General features: G+C 63.1%; 15 protein-coding genes and 1 pseudogene. 6 read left to right on the forward strand and 10 right to left on the reverse strand.

The window, feature by feature from the left end:
- Window positions 1-48: 48 nt before the first annotated feature.
- From OLW90_RS02935 to OLW90_RS02950, 4 genes are read right to left on the reverse strand one after another with little or no spacing between them, the layout of a single operon-like run.
- Window positions 49-390 carry a hypothetical protein gene (locus tag OLW90_RS02935; protein ID WP_319651282.1) on the reverse strand — a complete coding sequence of 114 codons (342 nt, stop codon included), beginning with the start codon at window positions 388-390 and terminating at the stop codon, window positions 49-51.
- A gap of 39 nt (window positions 391-429) precedes the next feature.
- A complete protein-coding gene (locus OLW90_RS02940; RefSeq protein ID WP_150114358.1) occupies window positions 430-681 on the reverse strand; it encodes a hypothetical protein in 252 nt (83 codons plus the stop codon).
- 2 nt (window positions 682-683) lie between these two features.
- Window positions 684-1,286, reverse strand: coding sequence for an AAA family ATPase (locus tag OLW90_RS02945; RefSeq protein WP_319651283.1), 603 nt, complete (start codon window positions 1,284-1,286; stop codon window positions 684-686).
- Entirely contained in the window at window positions 1,283-2,167 is an 885-nt protein-coding gene (locus OLW90_RS02950) for a tyrosine-type recombinase/integrase (protein ID WP_319651284.1), read from the reverse strand. Before OLW90_RS02950 ends, OLW90_RS02945 begins: the two co-directional genes overlap by 4 nt.
- A gap of 362 nt (window positions 2,168-2,529) precedes the next feature.
- Between OLW90_RS02950 and OLW90_RS02955 the strand changes: the two genes are divergently transcribed.
- The gene (locus tag OLW90_RS02955; protein WP_319651285.1) at window positions 2,530-3,594 is read left to right on the forward strand and encodes an AAA family ATPase; all 1,065 of its coding nucleotides are present in this window, start codon (window positions 2,530-2,532) and stop codon (window positions 3,592-3,594) included.
- On the opposite strand, the gene OLW90_RS02960 is transcribed toward OLW90_RS02955, so the two are convergent.
- From OLW90_RS02960 to OLW90_RS02975, 4 genes and pseudogenes are all read right to left on the reverse strand, one after another.
- Window positions 3,591-3,944: a GNAT family N-acetyltransferase gene (locus tag OLW90_RS02960; RefSeq protein ID WP_319651286.1), complete on the reverse strand. Its 354-nt coding sequence runs from the start codon at window positions 3,942-3,944 to the stop codon at window positions 3,591-3,593. The two genes, OLW90_RS02955 and OLW90_RS02960, sit on opposite strands and share 4 nt — an antisense overlap.
- A pseudogene (locus tag OLW90_RS02965) lies at window positions 3,944-4,980 on the reverse strand (pirin family protein). The gene OLW90_RS02960 and the pseudogene OLW90_RS02965 overlap by 1 nt, the downstream one beginning before the upstream one ends.
- Window positions 4,981-5,062: 82 nt before the next feature.
- Complete coding sequence (locus tag OLW90_RS02970) at window positions 5,063-6,673, reverse strand: inorganic phosphate transporter (RefSeq protein ID WP_319651287.1); 1,611 nt, start codon at window positions 6,671-6,673, stop codon at window positions 5,063-5,065.
- Between the two features lie 121 nt (window positions 6,674-6,794).
- Window positions 6,795-6,977, reverse strand: a complete 183-nt coding sequence (locus tag OLW90_RS02975) for a hypothetical protein (RefSeq protein WP_319651288.1) — start codon at window positions 6,975-6,977, stop codon at window positions 6,795-6,797.
- A gap of 160 nt (window positions 6,978-7,137) precedes the next feature.
- Between OLW90_RS02975 and OLW90_RS02980 the strand changes: the two genes are divergently transcribed.
- The gene (locus tag OLW90_RS02980) at window positions 7,138-8,016 is read left to right on the forward strand and encodes a GDSL-type esterase/lipase family protein (protein ID WP_319651289.1); all 879 of its coding nucleotides are present in this window, start codon (window positions 7,138-7,140) and stop codon (window positions 8,014-8,016) included.
- A 4-nt stretch (window positions 8,017-8,020) separates the two neighbouring features.
- On the opposite strand, the gene hisN is transcribed toward OLW90_RS02980, so the two are convergent.
- On the reverse strand, window positions 8,021-8,794 hold the full coding sequence (hisN, locus tag OLW90_RS02985; RefSeq protein WP_319651290.1) for a histidinol-phosphatase: 774 nt from the start codon (window positions 8,792-8,794) through the stop codon (window positions 8,021-8,023).
- On the reverse strand, window positions 8,787-9,677 hold the full coding sequence (locus OLW90_RS02990; RefSeq protein WP_319651291.1) for an inositol monophosphatase family protein: 891 nt from the start codon (window positions 9,675-9,677) through the stop codon (window positions 8,787-8,789). The genes hisN and OLW90_RS02990 overlap by 8 nt, the downstream gene beginning before the upstream one ends.
- 289 nt (window positions 9,678-9,966) lie before the next feature.
- Here OLW90_RS02990 and OLW90_RS02995 point away from each other — a divergent pair, with 289 nt between their 5' ends.
- The 4 genes from OLW90_RS02995 to ftsX all read left to right on the forward strand — a co-directional run bounded on the left by OLW90_RS02995 (window position 9,967) and on the right by ftsX (window position 13,515).
- On the forward strand, window positions 9,967-10,494 hold the full coding sequence (locus OLW90_RS02995) for a hypothetical protein (RefSeq protein WP_319651292.1): 528 nt from the start codon (window positions 9,967-9,969) through the stop codon (window positions 10,492-10,494).
- Window positions 10,495-10,624: 130 nt separating this feature from the next.
- On the forward strand, window positions 10,625-11,722 hold the full coding sequence (prfB, locus tag OLW90_RS03000) for a peptide chain release factor 2 (RefSeq protein WP_319651293.1): 1,098 nt from the start codon (window positions 10,625-10,627) through the stop codon (window positions 11,720-11,722).
- A gap of 176 nt (window positions 11,723-11,898) precedes the next feature.
- Window positions 11,899-12,588 (forward strand): cell division ATP-binding protein FtsE, encoded by a 690-nt coding sequence (gene ftsE / locus OLW90_RS03005; RefSeq protein WP_319651294.1) that lies wholly within the window; start codon window positions 11,899-11,901, stop codon window positions 12,586-12,588.
- 24 nt (window positions 12,589-12,612) lie between these two features.
- Window positions 12,613-13,515 carry a permease-like cell division protein FtsX gene (ftsX, locus tag OLW90_RS03010; RefSeq protein ID WP_319651295.1) on the forward strand — a complete coding sequence of 301 codons (903 nt, stop codon included), beginning with the start codon at window positions 12,613-12,615 and terminating at the stop codon, window positions 13,513-13,515.
- Window positions 13,516-13,523: the final 8 nt, after the last annotated feature.

A 13,523-nucleotide genomic window follows, 5' to 3' on the forward strand; every position in this document is an offset into this window, starting at 1 on the left:
GGGGTGGGTAGCGGCAGGAGGATTGCTGGGGGTGTATTTGTATCCTCCTTATTCTTGGTAAGAGTTCTCGTTGGGGTCGGATGTGGGGGTGGGGATGAGTGTTCCTTCTCCTGATTCGAGGACGTTTTTGTTGTGGAGTTCGGTGTAGTTTTCGTTAGTTTTTTCTATGATGGCACCAGAGAAAGCGAAAACCATTCCGAAGAATCCCCAGCCGAAGGCGAGAATTGCGGAGAAGGGGAGGATGAATATTGCGGCGAGGAAGCGTGAGATGATGCCTTTTGCTTTGATAAAGGCGACGATGGGGATGCCGAGTAGAATGGCCCAGAAGATGAATCCGTAGAGGTTGGCCGTCGCGGATGGTAGGTCTAGTGCGTGGATGGTAGTGGTCATGATGTCACCTTTCGGGGTGGGGCGTTGTTGGGTGGGCGGTTAATTCTTGGGTGGGCGGGTGTTTGAGATATAGGGTGCTGTGTGTTCTTCTAGGTATTCCTCGATGAGTTGGTTGAGAAATTGTTCCATGGTGATTCCATGGAAGCTGGTGTAGCTTTTGAGGTTTCTTCGTGTTTCTGGATCAACACGGAAGGTGATTTTGGGGCGTGGGTCAGTGGCTTTGCGCATGGTGTCTTCTGCGCGGACAGCGCTGCGGGTGGGGCGACGTCGTTGGGGGAGCATGGGGTTCATGGTTAGGCGGTCTCCTTCAGTGCGATGTTTTCTGTGATGGTGTTGGCTAGTGTGTCGTAGCCGTAGAGCATGCCTGTGGGGTTTGTGCCCCACATTGCTTTGATTTTTTGTCGGAGGGGGATGATCGTCCGGTAGGTGGGGATATGCTCGGTGCGTAGTGCTTTTTGGATGTCGGTGAGTGCGGTGGTGCCGAGGCGAGCACTGGTGATGAGCACATGAGTTGGTTTAGTGGTGGAGAGGCTTAGTGTGTCCCACATGCGGTCCACTTCTATTTCGCTGGGGCTGGTAGGGATGATGATTTCATCGGCTGCGTTGATCGCTGCGTTGATGGCAGTGCTTCCTCCGGGAGGGCAGTCGATGAGGACGTAGTCTGTTCGGGGGCGTAGGCGGTTGAGGGTGGCTGGGTTGGCGACGGTGACGGGAAAGTTAAGGGGTGTGTTGTTGTCGGCGGCGAGTGCTGCCCATTCGGATGCAGATCCTTGGGGGTCTGCGTCGTAGACGGTGACGCTGTATCCGAGGTTGGTCAAAGCGGTGGCGAGCAGGATGGTGGTGGTTGTTTTTCCGGTGCCGCCTTTGAGGTGGCAGACGGTGATGATGGTGCTCATGGTTTTTTCTCCTTCGGGGGTCGTGCGTTGGTGAGCTTGATTTCTGTGGCGTTGGTGATCTTGATGAGGCCTCGAGGTTCTATTTGGGTGTATCTGCGTGTGGTGTTTAAGGAGGCGTGTCCGAGTGCTTCTTGGACTGCGATGATGTCGTTTGTGTCGTGGTAGGCGCTGGTGGCGAATCGGTGGCGTAAGGTGTGCAGGCTCCATCCGTCTGGTAGTGCGGTGGACGCAATTTTTCCGATTGCTGCTGGTGAGAGGTGTCCATCGGTGTTTCCTGGGAAGAGCCAGTATTTGTCTTGTATGTATGTCGTGATGTGTTTGTGGAGTGAGCGTGTGAGGGGAAGCGTCCGTGTTTTTCCTCCTTTGCCGTGGACGATGATGTATGGCTGGTCATTGGTGACGGTGATGTCTTTGGCGCAGATGATTGCGATTTCTGATCGGCGGAGGCCGAGTTCTGCTGCAAGTCGGACGATGAGGCTTGTTCGTGGTGGGGTTTCATAGAGAACCTCTCTTAAGATTTCTTCGGGGATTGGTCGTGGTCTTCCCTGGTTTCGTCGTACCGCAGGGAGGTTTGTTGCGGGGTTGTTGTCGTGTCCGTACCAGGTGCAGCGCCAGGTGAAGAAAGCGCGGATTGATGTGTAGTGGGAGTGTCGTGTTTCCGGGGACCAGTTTTTCTCGCCTAGCCAGAGGGTGAGGTCACGTTCGGTGACGTTGTTTGGGGCTTTGTAGATTTCTCGTGCGAGGTAGCGGATGTGGCGTATGCGTGTGTCAACGGATCGGTGACGGATCCCGGATGTGTGCAGATGTATCTCCCAGGTGCGGATTTCATCGTGCCAAATCTTGGGTATGGGTAGGAGGTAGGGGCTATCAGAGATGAGCATGTGCTATAGGTTACTATTTATCTCGTTGTGTGACATTTATTGGTTCCGGGTTGATGGCGTGCTGCGTTGCCGGTCTGGCGGCTTGCTGGCTTGTGGGCTGTTTTTATAGATCCAGAGGTCGTAGGTTCGAATCCTGCCCCCGCTACCACGTTAAGCGCGGTATCCAAGGAAATTTCCTGGATACCGCGTTTTTTCTTGTGCGTTGTCCTGAAATTCATAAGAATTCATAAATTTCATAACCATTCATAAGCCCCTCGGCTATGCTGTGGGCATGAACCGTCGGCGGAACCCCTTTAAAGCAAGCCTCGGCACCACGCCGCCGGAGTTGGTGGGCCGGGATCAAGTGGTGGAAAACTTCGGTTATGCCCATCAAGGATGGCCCCGGTACCCACGAGCGGGTCTCCCTCGTGGTGGGGCCGAGGGGAATCGGGAAAACCGTTCTTCTTAATGCGCTGGAAGATGAGGCGGAGGCGCGGCATGGTTGGCGAGTGATCAGTGAGACCGCCACTACCGGCTTTGTTCGGCGGTTACGCGATAAGATCGTGCGTTTCCTGACGCAGAACAAGAGCAAGGTGCGGGGATTCCAGCTCACGCTCTTTGGCATGGGCGGCGGAGTGAACTGGGAGTCCGCTGCGCTCAATGATCCCACCTATACTCTGCGCGAGGCCCTCAAGGATCTTTTGGCTTATAAGAGGGAAGAAGACCGTCGTGTGAATCAAGCCCCCACGGGCGTGTTCATTACCCTCGATGAGATGCACCATCAGCGCAGCGAGGAGGTCGTGGAGTTCGGCGCGACGATCCAGCACCTCGTGCGGGAGGGGGAGGAGATCGCCGTGGCGATGGCGGGTATCCCCTCCGCGATCAGGCCGCTGCTGGAGGATAAGGGCACCGCTAATCCCGTCACGTTCCTGCGCCGCGCGGAGCGCATAGAACTCGATCGCGTTTCCGCCGCCGCCGTGGAACAAGCCCTGCGTAAACCCCTCCTGGAGATGGGCATGGAATGGGACGAGGCGGCGATAGTCAAGGCCGTGGCGGCCTGCCAGGGCTATCCCTTTATGATTCAGCTGGTGGGCCAGTATTCCTTCAGGAAAAAGGAGGGCAACCGCATCACTCCTGCTGCCGCAGGGGCCGGGGTGGAGATGGCTCAAAGAAAGTTAGGTCAGCTCGTCCACGAGCCCGCGCTATCCGATCTCTCCGAGGTGGATAGGACGTTCTTGGTGCTCATGGCGCAGGATAGCGGCCCCTCGAAAACCAGCGATATTGCCGAGCGCATGGGGGTGTCTGCCTCGTATGCCGGGAACTATCGGCGTCGTTTGCTTGACGCTGAGATGATCGCGGAGACCAGCCGGGGCGAGGTGGATTTTTCCCTGCCCTACCTGTGCGAATATCTCCGCGATCACGCGGCGATCCTGGCGATTAATCCTTAAGAATGCTCGGCCACAAAGGCCAGATCCTCCTCGGTGGGCTGGCGCAGCGGCCCGTCCCATTCCTTTTTGCCCGTCCACGAGCGCACAAAGGGGCACACCGGGATCACGGTCAGCCCGTGGGCGCGGGTATCCGCCAGGGCGTTTTCCACCAGGATTCCCGCCAGCCCCCGGCCCGCGTATTCCTCGCCCACCGTGGTGTGGAAGAAGATGCGCTCCTCACCCCGGTCGAGGAAGTACGTGGCCCCGGCCCAGCGGTCCGCGCCGTCGAGGTAAATGGCGTAGGCATTGCCCTTGGGGGTGACCCGCACGTCCACGGGGGTGCCGGTCTTATCGGTGAGGTTCTGCGTCATTATTCTTTCCTTTGGGGGTAGGGGCGGTAGGGGTCATGCCCGGGACGAGCGATAGCCGCCGGGTTCTTCCTGGCGCTAAGATGAGTGACCGGTATGGTCGGGGCGGGGAGCCTGTCGATGCCTCCCGGCGTGTGCCCCACGTAGCCGGTTACTTCTCCAAAACGCTCGCCGTGGGCGTTCCATTCCTCGCGGAAGGTGCGGATCTCGGCGTCGTTACGCCCGATGAAGTTCCACCACATCACCACGGGCTCGGTAAAGGGCGTGCCGCCCAGGAGAATGAGGCGAGCCTCCTCGCCGCTGGTGTTGCGTAGCGCGAGGGAATCGGAGCCGGTGCCCAGATATGCCAACTCCGTGCGCCGCACGGTGGTGCCCTCCACGGCAATGATGCCGGTATCTACGAGCACTCCGTGTTCGAACTCGGGATTGACCGGCAGGTCAAGTGAGGCTCCAGGGGAAAGCCGAATCTCCGCGCCGAGCAGGGGAGTAAAGGTGGCCACGGGGGAGGTGCTGCCGAGCGCGGAGCCGATGAACACCAGGGCGGAGCCGCCGGGGAAGGTCACGGGCTCGGGAACGTAGTGGTCAAAGCGCCGCTCGCCGTGCCGGGCGGATTCGGGCAGCACCACCCACAGTTGCACGCCGTGGAGTTCGGTGGTGCCCTCGGTGGATACTTCGGAGTGGCAGATGCCCGCACCGGCGGTCATCAGATTGACCTCGCCGGGGCGCACCACCTCGTGTATGCCGTGGGAATCGTCGTGGCGGATTTCTCCGCTAAAGAGCCAGGAGACGGTTTGCAGCCCGGTGTGGGGGTGCGGCGGCACGTCCATGCCGCCGGTCTCCGCCACGGGGGAGGGGCCGTAGTGGTCGCAGAAGCACCAGGCGCCGATGAGGCTGCGGCGTCGTTGGGGCAGAGTGCGGTGCACGGTGAGGGCGCGGGGCCCGCCGAGGGGACGTCGCGCGCGGTGATGATCTCGACGTCGGCGGTGGCTTCTCCGGCGGTGCAGAGGAGGCCGGTGGGGTGGGAATCGGTATTGGACATCGGCTTTTTCTGTTTTTCTGTGTTGGGGGGAGAAAATAAAAAGTGGGGCCAGGGCAGCGCCCGGCCCCATTAAAAGGGAGATCTATCCGAAGATTGCCTGCAAGATCACCACGCCCACGGCGCCCACGCCGGCGGCGGCGGGAATGGTGATAACCCAGGCCAGGGCGATGGGCCGCATGAGCTTCCAGTTGGCGGCGCGGTTCACCAGGCCCACGCCCAGCACCGCACCGATGAGGATGTGGGTGGAGGAAACCGGCAGGCCCAGCAGGGAGGCGCCCATCACCACGGCGGCGGCGGCAAGTTCGGCGGAGAACCCGGAGGCCGGGTGCATCTTGGTCAGGCCGCTACCCACGGTGACGATCACGGTGCGGCCGATGAACCACAGGCCGCACACCAGGGCAATACCGCAGGCCAGCAGTAGCGGGCCGGGAACCTCGGCCTTAGCGTTGATGTCCCCGGTCTTGAGCACGTCGAGCACGGCGGCGAACGGGCCCACGGCGTTGGCGATGTCGTTGGAGCCGTGGGAGAAGGCAAAGGCCGCGGCGGTGAATACCTGCAACCAGGAGAAGAGCAGGAAGGTGGAGCGGTCAAGGTCGTGGCGCTTGAGCGTGCGCGCGAAGATGAACACGGCCATCCACACGGAGGCCCCCACCATGCCCATGATGAGGAAGTTACCCACGTTATCAATGCCCAGGTGCAGGTTCTTCAGGCCCTTGAACAGCATCATGGCGCTGATGATGATGGCGCCAAAGGCGGCCAGCAGCGGTACCCAGCGCTCCAGGGCGCGGTGCGCCTCCACGTCCTCGGCCTTGGCCTCGATGTCGTAGAGTTCGCGGTAGTAGTCGGATTCCAGGTCCTCGCGGGTGTAGTCGCTGCGCTGGGTGGTCACGGCGTCGCGCGCCATGGCGTTGGTGTAGGAGATCTGCTGGATCTCGCTGAGGCGCTCAAAGGCTTCCTTGTGGCGGTTCTTCAGCTCAAAGCGCTCCTGCTTAATCAGGCGCAGTTTGCGGTCGGCCTCCTCGTTGTACACCAGGATGCCGCGCTTGATGGCGCCAAAGAGCAGGTAGGCGGCCACGCCGCCGAGGACGGGGGAGAGGAACCAGGAGATCACGATCTGCCCGATCTGATCCCACTGCACCATCTCCCAGCCGCCGCTGTGCTCGCGGAAGCCCACGCACAGGGCCGCGCCCACGATGCCGCCGATGATGGAGTGCGTGGTGGACACCGGCCAACCCATGCGGGTGGCCACCAGCAGCCACAGCGCCGCTCCCAGCAGGGAGGACATCATGATGTACACGAAGGTCATGGGCTCCATGGAGCTATCCAGGTCCACGATCCCGGAGCGCACGGTTTCGGTCACATCGCCACCGGCGAGGATCGCGCCGCCCACCTCAAAGACGGCGGCGATCATGAGCGCCTGCTTCATGGTCAGGGTTCCGGCACCCACGGAGGTACCAAAGGAATTGGCCACATCGTTACCGCCGATGTTAAAGGCCATGAAGAAGCCGAAGATGATGGTGAGAATCAACACCCCGTAGTGGATGGATTGGTTTACTTCCCCAATCGCCCACATCACAAAGGTGCCAAAGGTCAGGGCCAGGAGGAGGCCAAAGGAAATATGCCACCACTTATCGCTGGTGGTCCGCTGGGCATTATCGCTCAGTTCCCCGGTGGCAGTCGCCGCATCAGACATGGAGAGGGTCCTCAACTAGAAACGGAAGGTATGGAGATGGTTTCTGCTCAAACGTCGAGCCAATCACATACTTATAGTGCGCCAAGGTGAACGCAGGGTGAACGGCGGGCGAAGAGTTTGGTTACTGGAACGTGACCGCGCGGGAGGTGAGCGGGACGAGGCGTTCGATGAAGTACAGCACGTCATCCGCCGGGGAATCCTTGGCTTTCGTTTGCTTTTGTTTGACGACGCCCCCTTCGTCCCTTTGTTCCGCCGCGAGCGCGGGGCTCGCGGCGAGGGTGGCGGAGATGACGGAGATAACCAAGGCCGCGACGGCGGAGGAAAAACCTCATGGCATGTCCTTTGCTCAAGGGAACGGTACCCCTGAAGTTTAGGCGGGAATGTCCAGCTTGGGCAACACTGGTGGGGCTGGTGGGGGCAGAGTGAAAGCCGAAGTGTCAAGACGATGTATTAGGCTTAGCCGGGTGCATAGGTTACGTTCCTCTTTGAAACTAGCGCGGTGGCGGAGCGTCGCCACCGCGAGCGTCTGCGCCCTGGCCGCCGCCTTCGGCGCTCCCGCCACCCAGGCAGCCCCGGTGGGCAACATTGTGACGCTGGGCGATTCCTTTACCGCCAACCCCTCGGCGCTGTACAAGAATTTTGGTGGCGTTGTTCCCGGCCTGGTGCCGGAGGACTATCCCAATCAGGAGGGCTGCTTGCAGGCCCCCGATAACTGGCCGCGCCTGGTGGGCGCGCAGGTGGGTGCCCCGGTGGCGGACTGGTCCTGCACGGCGCAGACCTCCCGCACCATGCTGGAGCGCCTCGATCGCGCGATTGTCACCGGGGATCTCCACGCCGGTACCCGCGCGGTGGTCATGGCCATCGGCATGAATAACTTTGGCCCCTTCGGTGTCAAGGACGGCACCAATCCCCTCGATGGTCTCAGCCACCGCCAGGCCTTCCTCGACGATATCCGCGCGGCCACCGAGCGTATCCGCGCCACCGCCCCGCAGGCCAAGATCGTGCTCTCCGGTATGCCCTCGGTATCCACGGGCCCCTCATTCTGCGCGGTCAATATCCACCCGGATAACCCCGGCCTGCTGCCGGAGGGGCTCCACATTCCGCTGCTAGGCCAGGTGGAGGATGAGAACTCCCTGCGCCAGGCCCAGGCCGCCGCGGAAAACGGAATCGCCTTTGTGAATCTGCGCGATGCCACCAGGAATAACGGCACCTGCGCGCCCAGGGACTCCGAGCGCATGGTGGCCGGAATCGTGGACTTCACCAGCCCGCAGTGGAACATCGTGTTCCATCCCACCGTGGTGGGGTCGCGCTTCATGGCGGATCAGATCGCACCCCACGTCTAGGGCCTTAGTCCCGCAGGGCCGCCAGCACCTCCTCATGCAGCAGGCCGTTGCTGGCCACCGCGTCCCCGCCGTGTGGCCCCTCCTGGCCCGCGAGCGAGGTAAATCGCCCCCCGGCCTCGGTGACCAGGCAGGAGAGCGCGGCGAGATCCCACAGGGAAACCTCCGGTTCGGCGGCGATGTCCACCGCTCCCTCCGCCACCAGGCAGTATGAGAAGAAGTCCCCGTAGCCGCGCAGCCGCCAGGTCTGTTCGGTGAGCGCGAGGAAGGGATCGCGTAGCCCGCGCTCCGTCCACCCGGAAAGGGAGGAGAAGGAGAGGGAGGCATCACTCAGGTCACCCACCCTGGATACCCCCAGCCGGGTGGGCTCGCCTCCGGCGAAGGTGCGCCATGCGCCCTGTCCGGTGGTTGCGTACCAGCGCCGCGCCAGCGCCGGGGCGGAAACCACGCCGAGGGTGGGGTGGCCGTCGATAAGCAGGCTGATGAGCGTGGCCCACACGGGCACCCCGCGCACGTAGTTTTTGGTGCCGTCGATGGGGTCGATCACCCACTGGCGGCCCCGGAAGTTCACGGTGCCCCCGAACTCCTCGCCCAGCACCGCGTCCTCGGGCCGCTCGGCGGCGAGCAGGGCGCGCAATTCCTTCTCGCAGGCGAGGTCCGCGTCGCTCACAGGTGTCATATCCGGCTTGGCGCTCACGGATAGGTCGCTGGATTCAAAGCGGGCCAGGGTGATGGCGTCGGCGGCATCGGCCAACTTCAGGGCAAGGTCAAGATCACTCATGGGTTCCCTCCAATAGTTCTGCGATGTTCTCCACGGCCGTGGGATTACCGGCGATGCACCAGGTCACCCCGCCCGCGGTAACCTCGCGGGTGCTTCCCCCCGCCCCCTCTACCAGGGCCTTACCCGGCAGCCAGTCCCAGGCCGGAACGCTGTGCTGCATCCATGCCCCCAGGGTGCCATCGGCCACGCTGGCCAGGTCCACCGAGCCCGCCCCCAGCATGCGCAGGGTGGCGGCCTGCCGTGCCACGGTGGCCCAGGCGGCGTGCACCTCGCGCCGGGGCAACCAGGTGGGGTGCAGGTACGTGGCCAGGCTGACCTCGCCCAGCGGGGCGGGGGAGAGGTGGGAAACCTCCTGCTGATCCCGCGTGGTGGGCAGATCGGGCCCGCCGCACCAGGTATAACCCATCGCGGGGCGGTGCACGGCACCCAGGATCAGCCTCTCCGGGGCGCTGGGAGAGCCCGCCACCAGGGCGAGGGCGGAGCACCAGTAATCCGAGCCGGAGGCAAAGTTATAGGTGCCATCCACCGGGTCGATCACCCAGGTGCGTCCGCTCTCGCTCGCGCGCTCGGCCCCCTCCTCCCCGAGGACGCCGTCCCGGGGGCGCAGGAGGGCCAGGGCGGCGGTGATGAAGCGCTCGGCGGCGTGGTCGGCGTCCGTGACCACGTCGGTGCGGGAGGTCTTGTAATCGGTCTGCACCCCGCCCTCGCGCATGCGCCAGGCCAGGCGGCCCGCGTTGAACACCAGCGCGGTGGCCAGGCGCTCGTCGGGATCCTCGGCGTGGGCCACGGCAAAGGTCTTGGCCAGGGCGGACACCATTTCCTCGAGGCGTTCTTCCGAAAGGGCTTGTGCTGCGGTTTCCGTGGAGCCGGTGGGGTCAGTCATGGGGTCTATTGTGCCTCAATGGTGCGGCGGAGGGGCCAGGGTGGGCGCGGCGGCACTGGTGGGGCTGCGCAGGGTTGCGCCGGGTTAGGCGGAGCCCACGCCGGGTACTAGGTGGTGGGTACTAGGTAGTACCAGGTAGAGAGCGGCGCGGCCACCCCACCGCTTTGAGAGTTCAACACCGAGGTTTAACACTGAGGTTCAACAACGGGACTCAGCAACGGCGGTACCGTGGTGGCGCGGCCCCGCCCCACCCTTGACGCGGTGCGTTCTGGACATAAGGATAATGGGCATGGGACCTCTCATCTCCGTGCTGGGCGTTATTCTCATTCTGGGCCTGCCCCCACTGGTGGGAGCGCTGATTCTGCGCTCGTACCGGAGGGCGGAGCGGCAGCAGCCGGAGAAGTGGGATAGCGGCGCGGGCGCGGGGTGGCCGGTGCTGTTTGGGCTGGGTTTGCTCGGTGGTGTGGGGTGGATGATCGCCTGGTATAGCTGGGGCGGCGGTCCCGGGAATCAATATCCGCACTGGCAGGTGGCGGCCTCGGTGATCTGCGTGGTGGCCAGCGTGGTGGGGCTGGGCTGCTGGGCGCGGTGGCGGATCAGCGGGCCGCTGGTGGCGGCGATGGGCACCGTGCTGGGCGTGTGCCTGCCCTTTGGTATCCACGGGGCAATGCACGACGATACCGGCCTGTGGCTGGCCGGATTGATGTTCCTGGAGATCGGGGCCAGCGTGGGATTGCTGCTGGTGAGCACGGCGGTGACGGTGGGGCGGCACTGGTGGCAGGGCAGACGGCAGGAGAAGATCCCCGGCGTGGCCTAGCGGTGCTGCTGGGGCGGGGGCTCGGGGCGTCGATAAGCGCGAGCCGGAGGGGCTACCCGGCGTCAGCGGGGAGGATGTGCCATGCACCACCCTGCGGGGAAGCGGGAGAGCAGCGGTAGAATGAGCAACCATGCGACCGGAGATTACGTCAGACCTTCAGGACCTGGATACCACGCTCACCACCATCGAGCGGGTGATGGACCCCGAGGATATGGCGACGCGCGCCCGCGAGCTAGAGGCCCAGGCCGCCGACCCCTCGCTGTGGGACGATCCCGAGCATGCCCAGACCGTGACCACGGAACTCTCCAACGTGCAGGCGCAACTGCGCAGACTCAAGGATCTGCGCGGGCGCCTGGACGATCTCCCGGTGATGTATGAGTTAGCGGAGGAGGAAGAGGACGGCCTGGCCCTGGCGGATCAGGAGCGCGCCGAGTTGCGCGAGGCCATCGAATCCCTCGAGGTCAAGACCATGCTCTCCGGGGAATACGATGCCCGCGAGGCCGTGATCAATATCCGCTCCGGGGCCGGTGGCGTGGACGCGGCGGACTGGGCGGAAATGCTCATGCGCATGTATATCCGCTGGGCGGAAAAAAACGCCCATTCCGTGGACGTTTATGACATTTCCTATGCGGAGGAAGCGGGCATTAAGTCCGCCACCTTTGTGGTGCACGGGGACTATATGTATGGGCAACTCTCCGTGGAACAGGGCGCGCACCGCCTGGTGCGCATTAGCCCCTTTGATAATCAGGGTCGCCGCCAGACCTCCTTTGCAGAGGTGGAGGTGCTGCCGGTGGTGGAGCAGACCGATCACATTGATATTCCCGAGGCCGACGTGCGCGTGGACGTGTACCGCTCCTCCGGGCCGGGCGGGCAGTCGGTGAACACCACGGATTCCGCGGTGCGCCTCACCCACATTCCCACCGGGATCGTGGTGACCTGCCAGAATGAGAAGTCCCAGATCCAAAACCGCGCCTCGGCCATGCGGGTGCTCCAGGCCAAGCTCCTGGAGCGCAAGCGGCAGGAGGAGCGCGCGGAGTTGGACGCCCTGGGTGCGGGTGGCAATGCCTCCTGGGGCAATCAAATGCGCTCCTACGTGCTGCACCCGTACCAGATGGTCAAGGATCTGCGCACGGGTTACGAGGTGGGCGATCCCGCCAAGGTGCTCGATGGCGATATTGATGGGCTGCTGGAATCCGGTATCCGGTGGCGCATGGCGCAGCAGGACTAGCTTTTCGACGCCGCGCCGGGCCGGTGCGCGCCGGGCGGGGCCCGTCCGTGGCGGAAAGCCCCGCCGCCTGGCCTTGCCGCCGAGCCCCGCCGTCTGGCCCCGTCACCCAGCCCTCAACCATTAACATTTTCCCCAGGCGTTTCCTATGTCCTGGGGATTGGCTACACTCATCAAGCGTGATTACGTTCGACTCCGTCACCAAGGTCTACAAGACCTCCACCCGGCCCGCGCTCAATAACATCTCCCTGGAGATCAAGCCGGGGGAGTTTGTATTCCTCATCGGCCCCTCCGGCTCGGGCAAGTCCACCTTCCTGGAACTGCTCATCAGGGAGGAGACGCTCACCTCCGGCAATATCCACGTGAACTCCTTTCACGTGAACAAGTTGCGCGGCAAGCAGGTCAATGAATTGCGCCGCAGCATTGGGTACGTGTTCCAGGATTTCCGCCTGCTGCCCAAGATGACGGTGTATGACAACGTGGCCTTTGCCCTGGAGGTCATCGGCACCAAGCGCCGCGAGATCGAAAAATCCGTGCCGGAAACCCTGGAACTGGTGGGCCTCGCGGCCAAGGCCAACCGCATGCCCGGCGAACTCTCCGGCGGTGAACAGCAGCGCGTGGCCATCGCGCGCGCCTTCGTGAACCGCCCCAAGGTTTTGCTTGCCGACGAACCCACCGGCAACCTCGATCCCGATACCTCGGACGGGATCATGAACCTGCTCACGCTGATTAACCGCACTGGTACCACGGTGATCGCCTCCACCCACAACGCCCGCGCCGTCAATGACATGCGCCGCCGCGTGATCGAGCTGAAGCTCGGTGACCTGGTGCGCGATGATGCCCACGGCGTGTACGGCGAGTCCCGCTAGCGCGATAAGAAAGGTAAAGCCACGATGAACACCGGATTCGTGCTGCGCGAGGCCACCAAGGGCCTCGCCCGCAATATCACCATGACCATCGCGCTGGTGATTACCACCGCGATTTCCCTGGCGCTTTTGGCCACGGGATTCCTGGTGACCAACATGACCTCGGAGACCAAGGAGATTTACCTTGACCGCGTGGAGGTGATGATCCAGTTAGACGAGGACATCTCCAGCGGAGATGAGGACTGTTCTTCCGAGGAATGCCAGGAGGTGTACTCCGCCCTTGACGGCGCCGAGGGCGTGGAGAGCGTGAAGTACCGCTCCCGCGAGCAGTCCTACGAGCGCTTCGTGGAGGTGTTCCAGGACACCGACCCGGAGCTGGTCAAGGACACCGATAAGGACGCCCTGCCCGCCGCTCTGCATGTGCGTTTGACCGATCCCCTGGACACCGCCCCGCTGGCCGCGGTGGAGGATATGCCGCAGGTGGCGGAGATCGTGGACCAGGTGGATGACCTGCGCGGGGCCACGGATAACCTCGACTCCGTGCGCAACGCCACCTTCCTTCTCGCCGCGGTGCAGGCCGTGGCCGCCATCTTCCTCATCGCAAACATGGTGCAGATCGCGGCCTATAACCGCCGCGATGAGATGGCGATTATGCGCATGGTGGGTGCCTCGCGCTGGTACACCCAGGCCCCCTTCATCCTGGAGGCCGTGGCCGCCACCCTGATCGGTGCGGTGTTCTCCACCATCGGGCTCTTCCTGGGCAAGACCTTTGTGGTGGACAAGGCCCTCTCCGGCCTCTACGAGGCGAAACTCATCGCGCCGATTACCAGCTCCGATATTTGGCTGGTGGTGCCCGGCGTGGTGCTCGTGGGCGTGATCTTTGCCGCCCTGACCGCGCAGATCACGCTGAGGGCGTATGTGCGCAAGTAACCCTCCGG

The organism is Corynebacterium sp. 21KM1197 (assembly GCF_033783015.1).
Lineage (GTDB): Bacteria > Actinomycetota > Actinomycetes > Mycobacteriales > Mycobacteriaceae > Corynebacterium.